This is a genomic window from Streptomyces sp. NPDC003038 (genome assembly GCF_040611115.1).
Taxonomy (GTDB): domain Bacteria; phylum Actinomycetota; class Actinomycetes; order Streptomycetales; family Streptomycetaceae; genus Streptomyces.
In genome coordinates this window covers 439,564-460,185 of record NZ_JBEXNN010000002.1, presented here as the reverse complement: position 1 = coordinate 460,185, position 20,622 = coordinate 439,564, and the positions used below count along the sequence as shown (strand labels likewise).

Genomic DNA, 20,622 nt, shown 5'->3' with positions numbered 1-20,622 from the left:
TAGGTACAGGATGCGAGCTCAACCGGCCGATGGCACTGACAGCGCCCGCGGCCGATCGCCGTGGTGGGCGAGGGCCGCGTGCGGATCGTTGCTGCCCGTGGGGGCGTGATCGGTGTGGACGGTCGCGGCGGTCAGCCTCGGAACCGCGTGGATCAGGGCGTGTTCGGCAGCGACGGCCAGCTCGTGGGATCGGACGACGGTCAGGTGGGCATCGACCACGATGTCGGCCTCGGCGCGCAGGGTGTGACCGATCCACCGCATCCGTACCTGCCCGATGTCCAGCACCCCTTCCACTCCGCGCAGCGCCGTCTCCGCGCTGTCGACGAGGGCGGGGTCGACGCAGTCCATCAGGCGCCGGTAGACCTCGCGGGCGGCGTCCTTCAGGACCAGCAGGATGGCGAGGGTGATCAGCAGGCCCACGACCGGGTCGGCGCCCTGCCAACCGAGTGCTGCGCCGCCGGCGCCCAGGAGGACGGCGAGGGAGGTGAAGCCGTCGGTGCGGGCGTGCAGGCCGTCGGCGACCAGGGCTGCGGAACCGATCTTCCGGCCGGTGCGGATGCGGTAGCGGGCGACCCATTCGTTACCGACGCACCCGGTCAGCGCCGCGGCGGAAACCGCCCACAGGTGGGTGATGTCGCGGGGGTCGAGGAGCCGGTCTACGGCCACCCAGGCGGCCACGCCGGCGGATGCCGCGATGGTCGCCACGATGAGGATGCCGGCCAGGTCCTCGGCGCGGCCGTAGCCGTAGGTGTAGCGGCGGTTCGCCGCCCTGCGTCCGAGGAGGAACGCGATCCCGAGCGGGACGGCCGTCAGGGCGTCGGCGGCATTGTGGACGGTGTCTCCGAGGAGCGCCACCGATCCCGACAGGGCGACGATCACGGCCTGGACGACAGCGGTCATCCCCAGGACGGCCAGGGAGATCCACAGTGTCCGCATTCCCTCGCGGGAGGTTTCCATCGCCGCATCGACCTTGTCACCGGCCTCATGACCGTGCGGGGTGACCAGGTGGCGGAGCCGGTGGCGTAGGCGGGCCCGCTCACCAGCCGGATGACCGGACTCGTGACCGGCTCCGTGATGGTGGCGGTGGTCGTGGTGTGTATGGGTGTGCTGATTCCCCTCCATGCACCTCACCGTGGCACGCGGAGTCGATTGCAGCCACAGCCGTCATACGAGCCGTGACCAGGTGCGATGTTCTCGCAATGGCGGGATGGGGGCGCCTGTTCCAACAACCCCCGCCCGCAGGGTGCTCCGCATGGCAGGTCTCACGCCTCCGCCGGAGCCGAAGAGGAAGCGCGGGGGTCGTCGGCTGTGGATTCCACGGTGGCGCCCGGCGTGTAGAACAACTCGACGACGTCGTGCACCTCGATGTGCCGGTGCCAGTGGCCCTTGGGCACGATCGTGAACTGACCAGCGGTGAGTGGCACGCGATAGCGGTCGGTTTGGGTGAGGATCTCGACGGTGACACTCCCCTCCAGCACCATCAGAAACTCGTCGGTGTCGGGGTGGAGTTCCCAGTCTGACTGGTCGAGCCGGTCTCCGTAGTACATGCAGAACGCGGCGCCGTTGAACGGCGCGAGTTCCCGGAAGTCGAACGGTGAGAGGCTCTGGGCGAGGGCGATGGGCTCGTGTCGGCGCATGCCCCCACCTTCACGTGCCTGAGCGGCGTGGGTCTTGTACGAATGTTCCCCAGGCGATCTCGTCCACCGCCAACCACGGCTCCCCGGCCACAGTGCCCGGGGTCACTCCGCTGAACGCCTGGACGTCGCGGTGGAGGTGGGACTGGTCGACGTAGCCGCCTTCCGCCGCGACCCCGGCCGCGTCTTCGCCTCTGGCCAAGCGGTGGACTGCGTGGTCGAAGCGGACCAGCTTCGCTGCGCGTTTGGGAGGGAGACCGATCTGCGACCGGAACCTGGACCACAGGCGCTTGCGGCTCCAGCCGACTTCGACCGCGAGATCGTCGATCCGGATGCGGCCGCGGCTGACGGTGATCCGGTCCCAGGCCCAGGCCACTTCTGGGTCCACGGACGGCCCGCTCTCGCGGCGGCGGGCGAGCAAGGCGTCCGTCAAGGCGAAACGGCTTTCCCACGACCGGGCAGCGCCGAGTTGCTCCCCGAGCCGTAACGCCTCCCTGCCCCACAGGTCGTCGAGGGCCACCAGCGCGTGGTCCAGCCCCGCCGAAGGGGCGCCCAGTACGGCGTACGCAACGACCGGGGAGAGGCGTACCTGCACGCACTCGACGTTCTCACCCCGCACCCGGACCGCATCGAAGGCGAGCCTGGCGACGAGATTTCCCCGCTGCTGCCGGCCGCTGGCGTCGTCCACGACGAGGGGGCCGTCACCGAACTCGAGAACCAGGGTGACGGCGGGGTGCGGGACTGCCCGCAGGTCGATCGGGTCCGTGCCCCGTTCGCGGAACCCGGCCATGCTGACACCCGCCACCCGGCCGGGCGTTGAAGGTCGCGCGACATCCCACAGAGCCGCAGGGTCATGCTCGTGCACGGTGGATCGCATCACCCCATGCTACGAGCCGAGGACCGGCTGGAACATTCATCCAAGAAATCGCGTGCTCCGATGGTGACAGTGGGTTCATGAGTGTTGCCACGAGGCTTGAGAAACGGATCCGGGCGGCGGAAGGGCGCGTCGCCGCCACCTACGGGCTGACGATAACCGAACACCCCCTCGTGCTCGACGATCCGCCGGTCGGTGTACGCCTCTTGACCACAGGCGCGGGGACACCGGTGATCTACATCAACGGCATCTCCGCTCCGGCCATGGGGTTCGCGCCCCTGATCGCCCAGCTGCCCGGGTACCGTCACATCGTGATCGACCTGCCCGGGCACAGCCTCGCACCGCCCTACCGCTGGGACGGCCGACCCGTTCGTGACCTGGCCGTCCGTGTGCTGACAGGAGCTTTGGACGCACTCGGACTCCAGCAGGCGGCCTTCGTCGGCAGCTCCCTGGGCGGCTTGTTCACGCTATGGATGGCGATCGACGCACCGGCGCGCCTATCCCGGGCCGTGATCTTCGGCGCGCCCGCGACGGCGCTGCCCGGAATGCGCGGGACCAACTCGATGGCAGCGATGACCTCCGCAGTGCGGGGCCCGGCCGCACAGGGGTCGATACGGCTGCCGTCGCCCAGGTTCGTCGCGCGTGCCGCTCTCGCGGAGGCGCTCGGGGCCGGTACGGCGTACGGCATGTCACCCGATCTGCTCGACCTGCACCGCCTGCCGCTCCGCTTGCCGGGGCAGGCCGCCTCGTACCGCGCGTTGCTGCGCCGCCTGATGCACGGACACGCACCGCGCCGGGAAAATGTCCTCACCGACACCGAACTGGCGGGCATCACGGCACCGCTGCTGTTCGTGTGGGGCGATCAGGACGTGTTCTGTTCGCCCCTACGGGGTCGTCCGAGCGTGGCGAAGATCCCCCAGGCGCACATGGCGGTCGTGCCCGCCGGCCACAACCCCTGGCTCGAGGACGCTGCCCGTTGCGCCACGCTGGTCCGCTCTCTGCTCACCGGCACGCCGACGGCCTGACGCACAGGCCGCACAAGCGGGTGATGCGCGGGAATCGGGTGCCTGACGGCGGAGCAGCTGCCTCTCGGGCTGCGCCCCACGCGGCCCGGAGGGCCTGATGCTCGCCTCACGCCTCCGCCTTCGTCACGCCGACCCGGGTGGTGCGCCGGGCATCCGCTTGAGGGGCGGGCCGCCGGCGCACCGAGCCGTCTGTCGCGTACGTCTGTCAGGAGCCGACGCGCACGGTGAACCGGCGCGGATTGCCGTCGTGGGCGGCACCGGACACGTCGGGCTGTCCGTCCGGTCGTACGTCGTCGTACGGGAAGGCGTACCCGATCGGGGTGTTGGCGTGGAGCACACGGGAGAAGTGGTTGGTGACCGGATCGCGGTAGTAGTCGGCCGTCGTCGCCCCGTTCGGCTGGTCCGGATGGGAGAGCAGGGTGCTGCGGTTGAAGCCCGCGGCCAGCCTGGCCAGCAGGGCCTTCTTGTCGTCCGGGTCGCCCGGATTGTTGGCGAACGGGCCGTGGTTGCAGGTGAAGATGTCCTTCGAGGTGGGCTTGGGGAAGCTGTGCCCACCGGTGAAGGTGAGGGTGTCCCCGCTGACGCGGCCGCGCAGGACGCCCCGCCCACCCTGAAGGTCGATGCGCAGGTCGGTGGTGCGGTACTTGTTCCAGACCTGGTCGATGTAGCTGTTCCAGGAGTCGCGGAACGGCATCTGGTCCGGGCGGTCGAAGTACGGGGCCATCAGGTTCTGGGGCGAGATCACCCGCAGTACGGCCCCGTTGCCGCCGCGGAGCACCAGCTTGTCCCAGGGCTTTCCGTCGCGGGCGGACTGGCTCACCAGCCCGTCGGCGATCCTCTGCAGGGCGCCCGCGGGCAGCGGCGCGACGGTGTGCGTGGCGTCTCCCTGGAGGGTGAGGCCGATCGGGAGGGCGGTGACCAGGTCGACGTAGCTGATGTTGGCGTACAGCTGCTGGGGGTTGAAGGTGAACTCGCAGAACGACCAGGTCCGGCCGTAGTTGGGGTCGGCGGAGGTGGCGAAGGCCGGCTCGACCAGGGAGGGGCCCGGGTTGAGGAAGAAGTCGAGCTTGCCGTCCCGGACGAAGTAGACGCGGCCGCCGAACATCTGGGGCAGGGTCAGTACGACCGGCCCCGCGCCGGCGGCGCGCAGCGGGATGGCGCAGTCGACGGGGAGGGGCGTCTGGGGCCGGGCGGGCGATTCCGGCCGGTAGACGCTGCCGTTGGCCCGTAGCAGTACCCAGCGGCCGGACCCCTGCTCGTGGCCGGTGACGTAGGCGTTGACCTGGCCCGGCAACGATTTGTTCTCCAGGGCCAGTTCACAGGTGAGGGGCGCCGCCGTGGCGCGCGGGCTGAGGGCGCTGCCCCAGGCGGGGTAGGTGAGTGCGGTCGCGGTGGCGGCCGCGCCGGTCAGGAATGCTCTGCGTGAGATCACGAAACTCTCCCGGGCGGTGTGTGTGGGGGGAGGGGCACGGAGGGACACGGCGTACCGGTGGGCGGGTGGGGCGCCTCCTGCGGTGCCCACACTGTGGCACGCCCGCGGGAGGCGTCAAGAGATGTAACTGAGAGCGCTCTCAGAATCTCGATTCCTTCACAACTCAGCGGCTGGGAGGCTCCTTTGGCGCTGTTGCGCATGCACTCAGCCGCGTACACCGCCCTCGCCGGTCCGGGCGTCGAATGGCGTGACACTCCCTATCGGGCTCGGGCTCGTTGAACCCGGAGGTCAGCGCAGTGCAGCGAGGCATGCTGCGGCAGCAGCCTTCAGCCCGACTGGCTTGAGCCCCCACTCCCCCGGCCTCACTGGAGTCCGTACCGCGAAACGGCCGTCCGCGACGGATGGCGCGGAACGCGGAGCGCGGAGCAGCTGGCGGTCCTCGTCGACAACGGTGGCAGCGCCACGTCTGCTCCCGAGCGGGAACCCTGTAGGCGCTCGGCCGAGGACAGCGATCTCAGTGATCTCAGCGTTCACAGCACGATCGAGGTGGCGGGGCCGTGACAAATGTAATGCCTCGTCAAGGTGCGTCTCCTTCCGCAGGTTGATGCCTTGTTCGTCCTATCGGAGGAGGGCGCACCGCAGCTCGGCGACAAGAATCGAGGTGTCCTAGATCGCCAGGCCCTGCCGGGCCACCGACGAGGAGCCGCCGTGCCCCACACCCGCCCCGCCGACCGCCCCGCCGACCGCCCCGCACGGCGGCTGCGCCGCGCCGCGGCCGCAAGCGCCGTCGCCGTCGCCCTGCTGGCCGGCCTCGCTCCGGCCGCGAGCGCCGCCGGGCAGAGCCCAACGCCCGCACCGGCACCCGCCCCGGCCTCGGGCCGCCACCTCGACCGGGCCCAGCTCCAGGCGAGGCTGAAGGCGATCCAGGAGGCGGGCGTGTACGGCGCCTTCTCCGCCGTCCGCGACGGCCGCGAGCGCTTCGACGGCGCCGCGGGCCTCGCCGACGTCTCCACCGGGCGCCCGGCCCGCCCCGGCCTGCGGCACCGCGTCGGCAGCGTCACCAAGACGTTCACCGCCGTCGCCGTGCTCCAGCAGTCCGCGCAGGGCCGAATAGGCCTGGACCGGCCGGTCGGCGACTACGCGCCCGAGCTCCTGCCCGGCGAGCGCGGCCGCAAGGTGACCATACGCATGCTCCTCAACCACACCAGCGGCATCAACGACTACATCGCGGACGCCTTCCCGTCCCTCCAGAAGGGCACCACGGACAGCCTGGACGACCACCGGTTCCGCACCGTCCGACCCGCCGAGCTGATCGGGTACGGGGTGGCCCGGCCGCAGCTGTTCGAACCGGGCACCGACTGGACCTACTCCAACACCAACTACCTGCTGCTCGGTGAAGTACTCCGCAAGGTCACCGGCCAGGACCCGGAGCGGCTGATCACCCGGGACGTAATCCGGCCGACGGGTCTACGGGACACCTACTTCCCCGGCCCCGACCCGCACATCCGCGGCGCCCACGCCAAGATGTACGAGAACTTCTACGGGCTCATCGACCCGCCGCGCGACTACAGCGTCTACAACATGACCTGGGCCGGCACCGCGGGCGCCCTCATCTCCACCCCGCAGGACCTCAACACCTTCTACCGCGCCCTGCTGACCGGCGACGTCCTGCCGCGGCGGCAGCTGGAACAGATGCGCACCACCGTCGACGTCAAGGACGAAACGGGGGCGGTGACCATGCGCTACGGTCTCGGCATCTACTCCATGGACACGCCGTGCGGCCCGGCCTGGGGCCACGACGGGGGCGTGTGGGGCGCCGGCACGTGGGCCATGTCCAGCCCGGACGGGGCCCGGCAATTCGCGCTCGGGTACAACCTGATGAAGTACCAGCGTCTCAACGAGGACAACACCGCCTTCGTCCCGCACCCGGCCGACGCCGCCATCGTGGCCTACCGGGACCAGTCCCTGTGCGGCACCACCGCGCCGCCTACCCAGGAGCCGGCCGCGAAGAATCGTTCCGCCGGCGCCCCGACCGCCACGGCTCCGGTTGCCAAGACCCCGCCCGCACCCCGCGTACTGCCCCCGGCCATCGCGGCGATCCCCGCGCCGTTGGCCACGCCCGTCCGCTGAACCGGGCCCCGCAAGCCGGCCCTCGCACCCGGCTGAGGCGGGGTACTCCCGCGGCGCCGTGTATCACCAGTTCGCCGGCAAGGAGGAGTTTCGGATCTTGTCGGCCGAGCACGCGTTGACCGGTGCCGTGCATCGCAAGGCGGAGGAGCGTCCTTGTACTGGACGTACTGGGGCGCTTCCGACAGCTCGGCCGCCAAGGTCCTCGAAGAGGAGCCGAGACGCAGTGAGCGAAGCGAACGCAGTACAGCGAGGTGCGGTGCCGGACAGCGCGGGCCCGGCAAGATCCGAAAGAGACGGCCTGGGCGCCGCCACCGCCGCGGGCGTGCTCCTGCTCCGCGGCGGCGCGGGTCTGGTCTCCTCCGGGTTCGCTGACGAGCCCACCACCTTCACACGGTGGGACCTGGCCCTGTACTCCCCTCTGCCTGTCCCTCGGCGCCCTCGCCGCCTACGTCTCCGCCGCAAGCACGTCCCGCCCCGGCGTTCGGCGATCCGGGACGCGGGGTGCTTGCCAGGTGCCGGGTCACGCGGCATCCCGGGTGAGCACCGCGTTGAACTGCGCGCCTGTGAGCAGGGCCAGGTTGGTGAACCACAGCCATACGAGGAAGACGACGATTCCGGCGAGTGAACCGTAGAGTCGGCTGTAAGTGCCGAACTCCGTGTAGAGAGTGAAGAGCACCGAAGCGCCGAGCCACAGGAAGGCTGCCAAGGCGCCGCCCGGCAGCCCCCGGCGCGTTCCGCGAACTTGGCGGGGTCCGGTCCGGAAAAGGATGAGGATCAGGGACGTGACGATCACCAGGAGAACCGGCCACCGCAGGACGACCATGGTGTCCATGCCCTCGTAGCCGGCGGCCGTCGCGAGTCGACGGGCCAGTGGTGCGGTCGCCACCAGGCTCGCGGCGCCCGCTACGAGCAGGGCCAACAGCACGCCGGCGGTAAGAACGAGCATGTGTGCCGCGCGCAGGGGCGGCCGCGTGTCCGGTAGCCGGTGCATGGTGTGCAGGGCGCGGCGGAAGACCGCCAGGTAGCTGGAGGCCGACCACAGCGCGCTGAGGATGCCGCTGATGAGCAGCCCCCACACGGAAGACGGCTCCGAGGTCAGACCCGCCAGCGTGTCCCGCAGCATATGAGCGGACTCGGGAGGGGCGTACGAGGTGATGTCGAGGATCAGGCGCTCACGGGTGCCGGCACCGGCAAGTCCCACGAGGGATACGGCAACGAGGAGGGCGGGCACCAGACTCAGCACCGCGTAGTAGGTGAGGGCCGCGGCGTAGTCGGCGATGTTGTCGTTCCAGAGCCGGACCGCAGTACGGCCCAGGGCCGTGCGTGCTCGCGCCACGAGCTCGGCGGCGCGGCTTTCCGATGTGCCCCGGGGTCTGCGGAGACTGTTCGATGTCACGAGGCGCTATTGCCCGTCGTTACCGCTCTCACGCGTCGTGGCAGGCCGCGACGGCGGGTCGGTTACCAGCACCGCGGCCCGGCCGCAGTGGCCGGGCCGGGCCGGGCGGGCCGGCACAGGGTCAGAAGGCGAAGACGGCGTTGCCGTTCAGGGTCGCGGACATGACGCAGGCGTTGGGGAAGGTGTGCTTCCAGGCGACCCGACTGCCCTGCCACACGCCGTCCGCGGTGACGGTGACGGGGTCGTAGTGCATGGGGCATGCCCGGTCCGGGTTCGGGGTGGCCAGCAGACGGTCGAACGCGCCGTCGGTGGACTTCAGGGCCTCACAGGCGGCCTTGGGGTCGGGGTGCGTTCCCCGGGCGGTCGGCGCGCAGCTGAGGGTGGATGCCCGGAGGACGGTGGACGTGGCGGCGTCGTCCCCTTGGGCAACCGTGAAGACCAGGGCAGACGGGGCGTACAGGCTTGCGGGCTGGGCCGCCGCCATCCCGGTGGCGCCGGCCAGACAGAGGAGGGCAGCGGCAGAGACAGCTGCGAAGCGGTGACGCACGAGAGGACTCCCTTTCGATTCGAAGGCTCAACGCGATTTTTCCTTGCGGTATCGCGTCCTGATGTTGCCTAGCCTGTCTGACTTGAAGGGGAGTTGCATACCCATGGCCGATTTACGGACAGTGTGTTCGTATTACGGTCACCGAATGGTCGTTCGGCCAGCTCACGCGGGGTGCGGTCGCACCCTCGCCGCACGCGGAGCCGGGTGATGTGGGCGGTGACGTGCCCTCTTGAGTCCGCTGACCTGCTGCCGGCCGCGCGCGGTTCATCCAACGGCCACTCAGCTTGACCGGATATGTGCGGTCAGCTACCGGGGCTGCCCGGGATGGCTACGAGTACTTCCTGCTCGCGAACAGAACTGTCACGCCTGGTTCTTGGACCGGACGGTCAAGCGAAGCACTGGGAGCGGGCGATGCGCAGGCACACGCGGCAACGGGATCAGCTGGTCCTGCCTCGGCGAGGCCGGGGCGTTGGCGCGCAGCCAGGCGCGCCCTCCCCGACGCGTTGGAGGATCCGTCCACCGGAGGGAACGGCACGCCCGCCCCCGTTGCCGGCCTGGCCTCAGTTCGACACATGGCTGCGGGGAGATGACAGCGAGCGTCACCGCGGGCTGCGGTACCGGCCGTAAAGCGTTTGACCCCCGCCGGTGTACGGCGATCGGATGGCGCCTCATGAGCACACGGCAGATGCATGCTGGCCAGCACGCCATCGACGACGACCTCGTACGGCGGCTGGTCACCGGGCAGTTCCCGCAGTGGGCGGGGCTGGCGGTGGAGCGGTTTCCGTCCGGCGGCACGGTCAACGCCATGTACAGGCTGGGCGACGGCATGGTCGTACGGCTGCCGTTGGTGACGGGTGGAGCCGAGGACGTAGCGATGGAGCGGGAGTGGCTGCCTCGACTCGCGTCCCGGCTGCCCACGGCCATTCCCGAGGTGCTGGGGGCCGGGGATCCCGCCGAGGGGTATCCGTGGCCGTGGTCGGTGTACCGGTGGCTGGCCGGGGAGAACCCCGGGGCGGGGGCGCTGAGCGAGCCCGTGCCGCTGGCCAGGGATCTGGCCGGGTTCGTGGCCGCGATGCGGAGCGTCATCCTGCCCGGGGCGCCGGAGGCCCACCGTGGCGGTCCGCTCGCCTCGCTCGACGCCCCGACCCGGGCGGCGATCGAGGAACTGCGCGGGATCCCGCAGGAGGGCATCGACTGCGATGCCGTGACCGCCGTATGGGAGGACGCGCTGCGGGCCCCGGACTGGGACGGGCCGCCGGTGTGGCTGCATGCCGATCTCATGCCGGGCAACCTGCTGGTGGACGGCGGCAGGCTGACCTCGGTGATCGACTTCGGGTGCACGGGGGTGGGCGATCCCGCCTGCGATCTGTTCCCGGCGTGGAATCTGCTGCCGGCCGACGCGAGGAAGGCCTTCCGCGAGGCGCTCGGCGTGGACGACGCGACCTGGAACCGCGGCCGGGGGCGGACGCTGTCGCAGGCGCTGATCGCGCTGCCGTACTACCGCAGGACGAACCCGGCCATGGCGCACAACGCCCGGCACGTGATCCACACGGTGCTGGGAGAGGGCTGAGGCCGGCCCGTACCGAGCCCGCAGTGACGGGGGCGGTGACCGCGCTACTGCGGCCGTGCCCATGGTGCTGCGGGCTTCGCGTGCCCGTGTTTGCGCGCACGCTGGCGTGGGGGCGACGGTGTGCCCTCATCGCGGAGAACCAGGTCTGGCCCGCCTCCGCCGTGGCGGCGGGGCGGGCGCGTACAGGCGAGTCGGGGCGCGTCACGGAGAGCCGGTGGCGCAGAACCAGTGGTGCAGAGCCGGGGATGCAGAGCCAGCGGTGGGTCAGCCGCCGAGAACCAGGGCGGTGGCGATGGCCGGGCCGAAGGCGCCGCCCAGCTGGTAGCAGAGGGCGAACAGGCCGATCGCCGTGGGGCGCTGGGGCTCGGGGGCGGTTGACGCGGCGTACATCGAGAGGACTGCGTTGCCGGCGGTGGCGGCGAACACCCCGCCCATGGTGGCGGCCAGCAGGAGCGGCCCCCAGCCGCTGAACGCCGCCACCACCGCGGCCAGCGCGCCGATCCCGATCAGCACCGTCAGTACGGCCGCCCGCCCCATCCGCGCCGAAGCCGCCGCCAGCAGCCAGGACAGCGCCGAGCCGGCGAGCAGAGCCACGAGCTGCCCGGCTCCGGCCGAGCCGCTGTCCCAGCCCGCCCGGTCGGCGAGCAGCCGCGGCACGGCGAACAGCAGGGTGAAGTACGAGGCCGAGAGGGCCAGGGCCAGCAGCGCCGAGGTGAGGAAGACGGGCTTGCGCAGCAGGGCGGCCGGTACGAAGCCGTCGGGGCGCCGTCGTACGTGGAGCGCGAGCACCGCCCCGGCGACGGCCGCCGAGCCGAGCGCGGCCAGCGGCGCGTGCGGCAGCAGGACCAGCGCCGTGGCCAGCACCGTCAGCAGGCCGGCGCCGCGCGCGTCGAACCTGCCCGGGGCGGGCGCGGCCGCCTTCGCGTACTTGCTCACCGCCGGCACCGCCAGCAGGGCGACCGCCGACACGCAGAGCGAGAGCCGCCAGGACACGGCCTGCGAGAGCTGGGCACCGAGCAGCGGACCGGCCGCACCGAGCATCCCGAAGCCGGCGCTGATGACGCCCATCCGGCGGGCCGAGCCGGCGAGGCTCATCGTCGCTGCCACCAGCCCGGCGCCGCCGGCCGCCTGCGCCGCCCGGCCCAGCAGGGTCAGGGGCAACCAGGGGGAGGCCGCGACCAGGAGCGTGCCGCCCACTACGAGGACGGGGCACAGCCTCAGCACCGCCCGCAGGCCCCGGCGGCGCAGCAGCCCGGCCATCAGCGGGGTGCCGACGGCCATGGCCCATGCGAAGGCGGCGACGAGCCAGGCCGCGGTCGAGGTGCCCACCCCGAGCGAACGCGCCATGTCCGGAAGGATCAGTACCGGCGCGTTCGCTCCGGCGGCGATGGGTGTGGCCAGCAGCGCCAGCCAGAAGACGGGGACCGGTCCTGGGGCCGTGGCCATGAGGGTGCGCCCTGCCGCGGGGGTGGTGGGTGAGGTGTGGGCGGTGGCGGTGGACATGGGCGCCGCTCCAATCCATCTTCAAATTAACAATCTCAACGTTAAGATAAAAGCACGACGGTCGTCTCAATGTCAAGTCTCTTAACGTTGAGCTATCCTGGACGAGTCGGCAGCGCGCGGGACGAGCAGCGGAAGCGAGGAGCATCATGAGTGACGCAGTGGACGTGATCGTCGGCCAGTGGGTGGCGGAGCGCCCTGACCTGGCCGGGGAGCTGTGGCCCATCGAGGTACTGGCCCGGATCCAGCGGATGAACCGGATCATCGAGAAGCAGCTCAAGACCTTCGTGGCCGAACGCGACCTGGAGGTGGGCGAGCTGGACGTCCTCACCACCCTCCGCCGGTCGGGCCCCCCGTACACGCTGACCGCCGGCGCCCTCATCCCGGCCGCCATGGTGACCTCGGGCGCGATCACCAACCGCATCGACCGGATGGAGACCAAAGGCCTGGTCGAGCGGGTACGGGACGGCCACGACCGCCGCTCGGTCCGGATCCGCCTGACCGAGCACGGCCACGAGATCACGGAAACCGTGATGGCTGAGCACCTGCGTCACTACGCTGGTCTCCTCGCCCCCCTGGACCCCGCCACCTGCGCAACGGTGTCCGCTGCCCTGCGTACCCTCCTTGAGGCCCACGGCGACACCTCGATCACCTGAGGCCCTTCAAAGCTGCCCGGGCCGATCAGGATGACCTTGACCACCAGGGCGTCGACTGGGGCCTGTCCATCCCCGACGCCCTCGATCACCTCATCGCCGGGCGCACCGACTCGCCCGCGGAGTGCGCGGGCAATGCCTACAACTCCGCTTTGCAGCACATCATCGACCGTAACGCTTCCGACCCTTACCAGTTGGGCACCTACTCCAAGCCCTCGACGTTCTTCGGCCTGGTGGACGACGAGATGCGCCGCCTCGGCGTGCCCGCCGACCTGTTGCCTCACGGCTACCTCTACGGGGGGCTGCCCGACGACTTCCCCCACATCCCGGGCTCGGTGGACGGCTACCCGGCCATCGGCCACCTGCCGCTGGCCAAGACCAAGGCCGCCGCCGACGCCTACCGTGCCGTCCTGGACCGGATGGACCCGGACTTCCGGTTCGACGTCCAGGAGCTCATCGAGAAGCTCGACTTCGAGCATGACGAGTGGGAGGACGCCACGAAGAACGTCGACTGGTACACCCAGGACACGCTCTTCTTCAAGCTCACCTGACCGACCTGCATGAGCGTGCGGGGACGCGCTCGTTCATCGTCGACTCGGTGCACCGCGCGGGTGACGGTACAGCCCCCAGGTCTGTCATGCCCTGCCTTTGGCCCTTCTTCACCCGTTGGGGACCGAGTTGCAGCGCTCTCGCATCGCGCAGGCGTCGCAGACTGTCTCCTTGCGCTGGTGCGGGGAGGTGGGGCGTGACGACTGATCAGGGAGGCGGCAATGACCGAGGAACGCGGACGGGCCGGCGAGGATGCGAGAGGGGGTCCTCGCCGAGCATCTGCGCAACGTCCCCCACGTCATGGCGGCCCCCGGAGCAGGTGCACGGCCGTCGCCCTCCCCTGCCTGCGCCCGTTCTCCCTGGGTGGTGAGCTGCTCATCGCTTACGCCGCCGACCACGGGACCCCCTGCGCCCGCTGGGTCAGCACACCACGCGACAACTCGTCTTCCGCGCCGATCGGGGCCGACCGGTTCCGCGACGCGCTTCAGTACCCGTTACCCGTTTCCCCCGCCGACTACGAGAGGGCAGCGTCATGACGCACGAGCTCACCCGCGCCGAGCGCATCGAGTACCAGCAGCGTCAGGACGCCGCGTACCAGGCCGGCGAGGAAGCCGTCACCCGTCTCCAGGCAGCGCTCGCGCTGGCCGGGCTGACCCTTCCTTCCCTGGGCAACGACGGACCGGTGGCCGGCCACGGCTTCGTCAGACTCGGAGGGTGCAGTGCGGCTCTCGCCAACCAGCTCGCCGAGGTCATCGCAGCCGGCGCACAGGCGCTGCACGACCAGCAGCGGTGAGCACCATGGCCCGCACACACCGAGCGGCCTGCACGGTGGTGCGCACGCCGAGGCCCCAAGGCCACCAACTGGCCTTCAACAGCGCGTCGTTTCCGGTGGCAGCGCCGGCCAGGCTCATCACGGCGCCGGCCAGCAGGAAGAGGAACGCCACATCAACCCCCCGGACCGGCAATCCAACCGGCTCACCGACATCCTCCCCTGCGGAAACGCTCTGGTTCAAGGGTCGGGACGTCGGTCGGTGAGGCTGCCGCGTTCGTAGCGCAGCCCTACCGCCCCAACCCCCACCCCGACCACCTCGGGCGTGGTGGGCCGCGCTGTCGCCGGATTCGTCAAGGGCACGTGCCGGCTGTCAGCCGAGCCGCACGCTGTCCCCCCACCAGGACTTCGCGGGTACGTTCCACGACTTCATCGGCGTACCGAATCTGGCCGACGTGTCGGACTTGAAGGTGAAGAGAGCGCTGCGCCCGTCGTCGTAGCCGTAGAACGCGGCCACATCGGACCGGCCGTTGCCGTCGAAGTCGCCTGAAGTGATCTGGACGTTGTGCGCCCACCACTCTCCGGGGGCGACGTTCCACGACTTCACCGGGTCGGCGAAGCCGCCGTCCGCCCGCGCCCGGAAGGTGTGCAGGGCCACTGCTCCGCTGTCGTAGCCGTACATCACGGCGACATCGGTTCGCTGATCGCCGTCGTAGTCGCCGGAGGTGAGTTTGACGTTCTTTCCCCACCATGACTTCTCGGGAACGTTCCACGACCGCACGGGGGCTTCGAATCCGCCCGCCCCGGTGGACGCGAAGGTGAACAGGGCCGCCCGGCCGTCGTCGTATCCGTAGAAGGCCGCCACGTCGTCGCGGCCGTTGCCGTCGAAGTCACCCGAGGCGAGTTTGACGTTCTCGCCCCACCAGGACTTCTCCGGTACGTTCCACGACTTCACCGGAGCGGCGAACCGGCCGGCCGTGTCGGGCTTGAAGGTGAACAGGGCGGCCCGCCCGTCGGCGTACCCGTAGAAGGCCGCCACCTCGTCGCGGCCGTTGCCGTCGAAGTCACCCGAGGCCAGCTGCACGTGCTCCGGCCACCACTGACCCGCCGGTACGTTCCACGACTTGACCGGATCGGCGAAGCCGCCGTCCGCCGTCGACAGGAAGGTGAACATCGCCACCGAGCCGTCCGCGTAGTCGTACATCGCGGCGAGGTCGGCCCGCCCGTCGCCGTTGAAGTCACCGGCGACCGGCTTGACGCGCTTGAACGCCCAGTTGCCCGGGGCCACCCGCCAGGACTTCACCGGGTCCGCGAACCCGCCGTCCGGCCTGCCCAGGAAGGTGTGCAGGGCGAGGGATCCGTCGGCGTACCCGTAAAAGGCCGCCGTGTCGTCCCTGCCGTCGCCGTTGAAGTCGGCGTGCACGCGGGACGCCGCGTCCTCACGCCAGGCGGGCTCGACCGGCTCGGCGGGATACGGGTCCGTGTGGTCACTGCCGAGACCGGCGGCGGGGCCGCACCTGGGCCAGGCACCCTCTCCCTGCCCGGCCAGGGTCTTCTCGCCGATGAGGATCTGTTCCTTCTTGGTCGCCAGGTGCGGGTAGGCGGCGTACCGGCTGCCGCCGTAGGCCTTCCAGGTGCTGAGCGAGAACTGGAGACCGCCGTAGTAGCCGTTGCCGGTGTTGATGCTCCAGTTTCCGGAGCTCTCGCATTGGGCGACCTTGTCCCACGTCGCCACGGAGGCGGCGGTGGCGGGGGCGGTCGAAACGCCCACCAGAGCAGCCGCACCGGTCAGCAGGGCCGTAGCGGCGGCCGCGGCGCGCAGGCCGCGCTTTCCTGCGCCCGGTTCGGTCCTGTCGGGGTATCTCGTCATGTTGAGGTCCTGTCTGTATGTCGCCCGGGCGGCCCGCGGAAGGCGTGAACGCGACGGCGGGCACGCGCCGGGCAGGGGAAGGGGCGACGGCGCCGGGGGCGCCGCCGCCTCTGCGCGGTGGCCGTACTGAGGGGCCGGTGGCCGTACTGAGGGGCCGGTGGCCGTACTGAGGGGCCGGTGGCGCGTGGTCAGCCGAGCTTGACGTGGTCTCCCCACCACGACTTCTCGGGGACGTTCCACGACTTCAGCGGCGTACCGAACAGCCCGCCCGCGTCGGACTTGAAGGTGAACAGGGCGGACCTGCCGTCCGTGTATCCGTAGAAGGCGGCCACATCGGACCGGCCGTTGCCGTCGAAGTCTCCGGAGGCGATCTGGACGTTCTCCGCCCACCAGTTCTCCGGGGCGACGTTCCAGGACTTCACCGGGGCCGCGAAGCCGCCGTCGGCAGCGGACTTGAAGGTGAAGAGGGCCATCGCGCCGTCGTCGTAGCCGTACATCACTGCCACGTCGGCCCGCTTGTCGCCGTCGTAGTCACCAGCGGTGAGCTTGACGTTCTCGCCCCACCATGACCTTTCCGGCACGTTCCACGACTTCACCGGATCGCTGAAGCCGCCTGTGGTCGTCGACTTGAAGGTGAAGAGCGCGGCGCGCCCGTCGTCGTAGCCGTAGAACGCGGCCACATCGTCCCGGCCGTTGCCGTCGAAGTCCCCCGAGGCGAGCTTCACGTTCTTGCCCCACCAGGAGTTCTCGGGGACGTTCCACGACTTCACCGGCGCGGCGAACCGGCCGGCCGTGTCGGTCTTGAAGGTGAACAGGGCGGCCCTCGCGTCGGCGTATCCGTAGAAGGCGGCGAGTTCGTCGCGGCCGTTGCCGTCGAAGTCGCCCGAGGCGAGCTGGACGTGTTCGGGCCACCACTGCCCCGGCGGTACGTTCCAGGACTTGACCGGGGCGTTGAAGCCGCCGTCCGTCTGGGCCAGGAAGGTGAAGAGGGCGACGCTGCCGTCGGAGTAGTCGTACATCGCGGCGAGGTCGGCCCGACCGTCACCGTTGAAGTCGCCGGCGGACAGTTTGACGTGCTCGAACCACCACTCCTTCGGCGGGACGCTCCACGACTTCACGGGGTCCGCGAAGCCGCCGTCCGCCTTGGCCAGGAAGGTGAAGAGGGCGACGCTGCCGTCCTCGTATCCGTACATGGCGGCCACGTCGTCGCGGCCGTCGCCGTTGAAGTCTCCGTTCACGCGGGATGCCGCGTTGTCCCGGACCACATCGGACGGCAGTGCGGCGCCCGCGACGTCCACGTAGTTGTAGTCGATGTTGATCCTGACGCCGCCGAAGGTTTCGGGGATGTCGCCCCGGTACTGGTGGACGCGTCGCCTGCCGCCCCAGTACGTGCTGCCCGGCAGGTTCATCGAGGAGTTGGAAACGTCGGCCAGGCCGTTCCAGTTGGCGCTCCACAGCACGTCGGGCTTGGCGTAGCGCGAGTTGTTGTGCAGGGCGGCCATGTCGGGCGAGTTGCTGGCGTTCACGTACACCCCGGCCCGGTACCCGAGCTCGCGCACCCGCGCGCTGAAGCCGGAGACGTAGTCCATGACCCGCGTGCGGTACGCCGTGGAGGAGTACGGCTCCATGTCGGTGTAGATCACCGAGCTCGGCGCGAACCCGAGCCCCTTGGCCTTCGCGACCGCGTCGTCCGCCGACGCCCTTCCCTGCTGCATGCCGTTGGTGGCCGACACCCCGCCGGCCTGCAGGCCGGCGTAGATCGCCAGCATGTGCCAGCCGTCGGCGGTACGGTCGCCGACCCAGCCCGCGGTGAGGTTGGGCTGGGCGCAGACCCGGGTGGGCCCGCCGATGTAGATGCCGACACCGCGGAAGGGTGAGGCCTGCCACGCGGTCATCGCGGAGTCGGAGGGGGCGGCGCAGGCGTCGAACGCCTTGCCGGTGTATCCGGTGGTGGGAGCCGCGGCGGCGAGCGCGGTGCGCGGCGCGGCCATCCCGGCCGCCGGCTCGGTCGCGAGAGCGCCGGGGCGGGCGCCGCCGCCGACCTTGCCGGACCGGACCACGGCGCTGATCGCCTCGGTGGAGGTGCCGTGGGAGGCGGTGATCAGCAGTCCGGCCCCTTCGAGGGCGATCCTCACCTCGCGGTCCGTGTTCTCCTTGAGACGGTCGGGAAGCCTGCCGCCCGCGGGAACGCGGATCACGGCGGCGGGATCCAGGACGGTTGCTCCCGCGAGCGGCTCGATGACGAGAGCGTCGGTCTTCTGACCTACCGGATCGGCCGGGCAGGACTGCTCGGTTCCGGGGTGGCCGAGGTAGACGGTGGCGCTGTCGAAGCGGACACAGGTGGCCGGGGCCTTCTCGAGGTCCACGACCTTCCACTGCTGGGGAACATCCAGCGTGAGACCCCGGTAGCTGACCGGCACGGTGTCCTGGTGGGCGCTCCGCGCACCGGCTCCGGTGGCCGCGGCCTGCGCCATCGGCAGGCCAGTCAGGGTGAGGGCGGCAAGGGCCGAGGCGACGATCAGGGGTCTGAGGCGGTGCGTCGTAGGCGTCATGGGTGCGTGATCTCTTCCGATGGGCGGAGGCCGGGGGCGGGGCGGGCGTCCTGCCCCGCCCCGCCCCCGGGTGCTTGTCGTGGAGTTGCGGTGCACGCTCCGGGCGGCGGCGCGGCGCGTTCCGGCGCGGCGCGTTCCGGTGGGAAGTGCTGCGGGGTGGAGTCCGTCAGCCGAGCTGTACGTTCTCGCCCCACCAGGACTTCTCGGGTACGTTCCACGACTTCACGGGGTCGGCGAACTTGCCCGTCGCGTCCGGCTTGAAGGTGAACAGGGCGGCCCGGCCGTCGGTGTAGCCGTAGAAGGCGGCGATGTCGCTGCGGCCGTTGCCGTCGGAGTCGCCCGAGGCGATCTGGACGTTCTCCGCCCACCACTGCCCGGTCGGTACGTTCCAGGACTTGACCGGGGCGTTGAAGCCGCCGTCCGTCTGGGCGGTCAGGGTGAACAGTGCCGCGCGGCCGTCGCTGTAGCCGTAGAAGGCTCCGACGTCGCTGCGTCCGTCGCCGTTGTAGTCGCCGGCGGTCAGCTTGACGTTGGCGAAGGTCCAGTTACCGGGCTCCACGGTCCAGGACTTGACCGGGTCCGTGAAGCCGCCGGCGGCCGTCGACTTGAAGGTGAACATGGCTACGGCTCCGGTGTCGTAGCCGTAGAGGGCCGACACGTCGTCGCGTCCGTTGCCGTCGAAGTCACCCACGGCGAGCTTGACGTGCTCGCCCCACCAGGACTTCTCCGGTACGTTCCACGACTTCACCGGAGCGGCGAACTTGCCCGTCGCGTCCGGCTTGAAGGTGAACAGGGCGGCCCGCCCGTCGTCGTACCCGTAGAAGGCCGCCACCTCGTCGCGTCCGTTGCCGTCGAAGTCACCCGAGGCAAGCTGCACGTGCTCCGGCCACCACTGGCCCGCCGGTACGTTCCACGACTTGACGGGGGCGTTGAAGCCGCCGTCCGCCTTCGCGGTGAAGGTGAACATGGCGACCGAACCGTCGCTGTAGTCGTACATCGCGGCGAGGTCGGCCTTGCCGTCGCCGTTGTAGTCACCGGCCGTCAGCTGGACGTGTTCGAACCACCACTCCTTGGGGCCGACCGCCCAGGACTTGACCGGGGCGTTGAAGCCGCCGTCGGGCTTCGCCAGGAAGGTGAAGAGGGCGACGCTGCCGTCGTCGTAGCCGTACATCGCGGCCACGTCGTCCCGGCCGTCACCGTTGAAGTCCGCGTTCACGCGGGTAGCGGTGTCGTCCTGCTGCTTCTCGGGGACGGGGACCGCGTCGTCGACGATGTTCTTCATCCGGACCGGCTGGAAGGGGCCGTTACCGCTGAAGTACGGATAGGGGATGGTGCGGTGATGCACACCACTGGGAGTGAATTCATAACCCCAGTACGAGGTTTTGGCGCTGTTGGCCCAGGCCTCGAACAGCACCACGTGGCCACCGGCACCGGAATCGTCGTCCAGCAGCGCGTCACCGGGCTTGAGCTCGTCCTTCGTTATCCATTCGGCGACACCGTTGGGCACGAAGGCCGGGGTGGTGAGCGACGAGGACAGCCCCCACGCCATGGAGACGTATCCGGAACAGTCCATCCGGTAGCCCTGGTAGTAATTGGTCCAGCTGTAATCAAGCCCCTTGCCCACCCACGACTTGGCCCGCTTGATCGCTTCGCTGCGGGTCATGGCGGCGGCGGCCAGGCTCGCCTCCGATCGGAACCCCTGCGGCACGGGGGTTATCTCGCCTTGGCCGGCGCCGGGGTAGTCCGCGTCAGCGTTCTCGAGCTGTGCGGACGCGGCGAGCGGCTCCGGTTCCGCCGATGGCATGGCGGTGGCGGTGGTGGCCGCGCCGAGGCCGAGTGCGGAGACGAGTAAGACCGAGACTACGGAACTTCGGTACGAGCTACGCTTGTTCACTTTTCCCTTTCGTATTTCTTCTTCACGGTTCTTCTTCACGGTCTCTTTGGCGCAAACGCCTTCAGACCAGTGCGTCCTTGTACGCGATGTTCACCCGACGGTCGCCCGACGCACCGGAAGCGAAACCGAAGGCCAGCCGGGGCAGCGTCGTACACCTAGGACGTCAAGCCCCGGTCGCTGCGGAGGGCGTGCCTGCGACTGTCCCCCGTGCGTGCCGCCGCAGGTGT

The 20,622-nt window shown here is 70.3% G+C and carries 16 protein-coding genes; 6 read left to right on the top strand and 10 right to left on the bottom strand.

Going from position 1 to position 20,622, the window contains the following annotated elements:
- Positions 1-18: 18 nt before the first annotated feature.
- From ABZX75_RS04835 to ABZX75_RS04825, 3 genes are all read right to left on the bottom strand, one after another.
- Complete coding sequence (locus ABZX75_RS04835; protein ID WP_355407818.1) at positions 19-1,122, bottom strand: cation diffusion facilitator family transporter; 1,104 nt, start codon at positions 1,120-1,122, stop codon at positions 19-21.
- Positions 1,123-1,262: 140 nt separating this feature from the next.
- Positions 1,263-1,637, bottom strand: a complete 375-nt coding sequence (locus ABZX75_RS04830) for a cupin domain-containing protein (protein WP_355407816.1) — start codon at positions 1,635-1,637, stop codon at positions 1,263-1,265.
- Positions 1,638-1,647: 10 nt separating this feature from the next.
- Entirely contained in the window at positions 1,648-2,424 is a 777-nt protein-coding gene (locus ABZX75_RS04825; RefSeq protein WP_355407814.1) for a helix-turn-helix domain-containing protein, read from the bottom strand.
- Positions 2,425-2,588: 164 nt separating this feature from the next.
- Here ABZX75_RS04825 and ABZX75_RS04820 point away from each other — a divergent pair, with 164 nt between their 5' ends.
- On the top strand, positions 2,589-3,533 hold the full coding sequence (locus ABZX75_RS04820; RefSeq protein WP_355407812.1) for an alpha/beta hydrolase: 945 nt from the start codon (positions 2,589-2,591) through the stop codon (positions 3,531-3,533).
- A gap of 205 nt (positions 3,534-3,738) precedes the next feature.
- On the opposite strand, the gene ABZX75_RS04815 is transcribed toward ABZX75_RS04820, so the two are convergent.
- The gene (locus tag ABZX75_RS04815; RefSeq protein WP_355407810.1) at positions 3,739-4,965 is read right to left on the bottom strand and encodes a glycoside hydrolase family 64 protein; all 1,227 of its coding nucleotides are present in this window, start codon (positions 4,963-4,965) and stop codon (positions 3,739-3,741) included.
- Positions 4,966-5,673: 708 nt separating this feature from the next.
- Between ABZX75_RS04815 and ABZX75_RS04810 the strand changes: the two genes are divergently transcribed.
- Positions 5,674-7,095 carry a serine hydrolase domain-containing protein gene (locus ABZX75_RS04810; protein WP_355407808.1) on the top strand — a complete coding sequence of 474 codons (1,422 nt, stop codon included), beginning with the start codon at positions 5,674-5,676 and terminating at the stop codon, positions 7,093-7,095.
- A gap of 520 nt (positions 7,096-7,615) precedes the next feature.
- On the opposite strand, the gene ABZX75_RS04805 is transcribed toward ABZX75_RS04810, so the two are convergent.
- Both ABZX75_RS04805 and ABZX75_RS04800 read right to left on the bottom strand, forming a co-directional pair.
- Positions 7,616-8,431, bottom strand: a complete 816-nt coding sequence (locus ABZX75_RS04805; RefSeq protein WP_355407806.1) for a YihY/virulence factor BrkB family protein — start codon at positions 8,429-8,431, stop codon at positions 7,616-7,618.
- Between the two features lie 181 nt (positions 8,432-8,612).
- Positions 8,613-9,038 carry a subtilase-type protease inhibitor gene (locus ABZX75_RS04800; RefSeq protein ID WP_355407804.1) on the bottom strand — a complete coding sequence of 142 codons (426 nt, stop codon included), beginning with the start codon at positions 9,036-9,038 and terminating at the stop codon, positions 8,613-8,615.
- Positions 9,039-9,708: 670 nt separating this feature from the next.
- Here ABZX75_RS04800 and ABZX75_RS04795 point away from each other — a divergent pair.
- A complete protein-coding gene (locus tag ABZX75_RS04795) occupies positions 9,709-10,608 on the top strand; it encodes an aminoglycoside phosphotransferase family protein (protein WP_355407802.1) in 900 nt (299 codons plus the stop codon).
- Positions 10,609-10,872: 264 nt separating this feature from the next.
- On the opposite strand, the gene ABZX75_RS04790 is transcribed toward ABZX75_RS04795, so the two are convergent.
- Positions 10,873-12,111: an MFS transporter gene (locus tag ABZX75_RS04790; protein ID WP_355407800.1), complete on the bottom strand. Its 1,239-nt coding sequence runs from the start codon at positions 12,109-12,111 to the stop codon at positions 10,873-10,875.
- 146 nt (positions 12,112-12,257) lie between these two features.
- On the opposite strand from ABZX75_RS04790, the gene ABZX75_RS04785 reads away from it, so the two are divergent.
- The 3 genes from ABZX75_RS04785 (at position 12,258) to ABZX75_RS04775 (ending at position 14,103) form a co-directional block, all read left to right on the top strand.
- Positions 12,258-12,764 (top strand): MarR family transcriptional regulator, encoded by a 507-nt coding sequence (locus ABZX75_RS04785; protein WP_355407798.1) that lies wholly within the window; start codon positions 12,258-12,260, stop codon positions 12,762-12,764.
- 149 nt (positions 12,765-12,913) lie between these two features.
- Complete coding sequence (locus ABZX75_RS04780) at positions 12,914-13,312, top strand: hypothetical protein (protein WP_355407796.1); 399 nt, start codon at positions 12,914-12,916, stop codon at positions 13,310-13,312.
- A 530-nt stretch (positions 13,313-13,842) separates the two neighbouring features.
- Positions 13,843-14,103, top strand: coding sequence for a hypothetical protein (locus ABZX75_RS04775; protein WP_355407794.1), 261 nt, complete (start codon positions 13,843-13,845; stop codon positions 14,101-14,103).
- Positions 14,104-14,452: 349 nt separating this feature from the next.
- Here the strand turns inward: ABZX75_RS04775 and ABZX75_RS04770 are convergent, their stop codons facing one another.
- From ABZX75_RS04770 to ABZX75_RS04760, 3 genes are all read right to left on the bottom strand, one after another.
- Positions 14,453-15,949 carry a transglycosylase family protein gene (locus ABZX75_RS04770; protein ID WP_355407792.1) on the bottom strand — a complete coding sequence of 499 codons (1,497 nt, stop codon included), beginning with the start codon at positions 15,947-15,949 and terminating at the stop codon, positions 14,453-14,455.
- A gap of 188 nt (positions 15,950-16,137) precedes the next feature.
- Complete coding sequence (locus ABZX75_RS04765; protein ID WP_355407791.1) at positions 16,138-18,501, bottom strand: glycoside hydrolase domain-containing protein; 2,364 nt, start codon at positions 18,499-18,501, stop codon at positions 16,138-16,140.
- 166 nt (positions 18,502-18,667) lie between these two features.
- Positions 18,668-20,395, bottom strand: coding sequence for a VCBS repeat-containing protein (locus ABZX75_RS04760; RefSeq protein ID WP_355407790.1), 1,728 nt, complete (start codon positions 20,393-20,395; stop codon positions 18,668-18,670).
- Positions 20,396-20,622: the final 227 nt, after the last annotated feature.

Coding starts and splice junctions, on each gene's coding strand:
- ABZX75_RS04825 (WP_355407814.1), bottom strand. CDS start 2,424: ATGGCCGGGTTCCGCGAACGGGGCACGGACCCGATCGACCTGCGGGCA.
- ABZX75_RS04785 (WP_355407798.1), top strand. CDS start 12,258: ATGAGTGACGCAGTGGACGTGATCGTCGGCCAGTGGGTGGCGGAGCGC.
- ABZX75_RS04820 (WP_355407812.1), top strand. CDS start 2,589: ATGAGTGTTGCCACGAGGCTTGAGAAACGGATCCGGGCGGCGGAAGGG.
- ABZX75_RS04830 (WP_355407816.1), bottom strand. CDS start 1,637: ATGCGCCGACACGAGCCCATCGCCCTCGCCCAGAGCCTCTCACCGTTC.
- ABZX75_RS04795 (WP_355407802.1), top strand. CDS start 9,709: ATGAGCACACGGCAGATGCATGCTGGCCAGCACGCCATCGACGACGAC.
- ABZX75_RS04835 (WP_355407818.1), bottom strand. CDS start 1,122: ATGGAGGGGAATCAGCACACCCATACACACCACGACCACCGCCACCAT.
- ABZX75_RS04765 (WP_355407791.1), bottom strand. CDS start 18,501: ATGACGCCTACGACGCACCGCCTCAGACCCCTGATCGTCGCCTCGGCC.
- ABZX75_RS04790 (WP_355407800.1), bottom strand. CDS start 12,111: ATGTCCACCGCCACCGCCCACACCTCACCCACCACCCCCGCGGCAGGG.
- ABZX75_RS04775 (WP_355407794.1), top strand. CDS start 13,843: ATGACGCACGAGCTCACCCGCGCCGAGCGCATCGAGTACCAGCAGCGT.
- ABZX75_RS04770 (WP_355407792.1), bottom strand. CDS start 15,949: ATGACGAGATACCCCGACAGGACCGAACCGGGCGCAGGAAAGCGCGGC.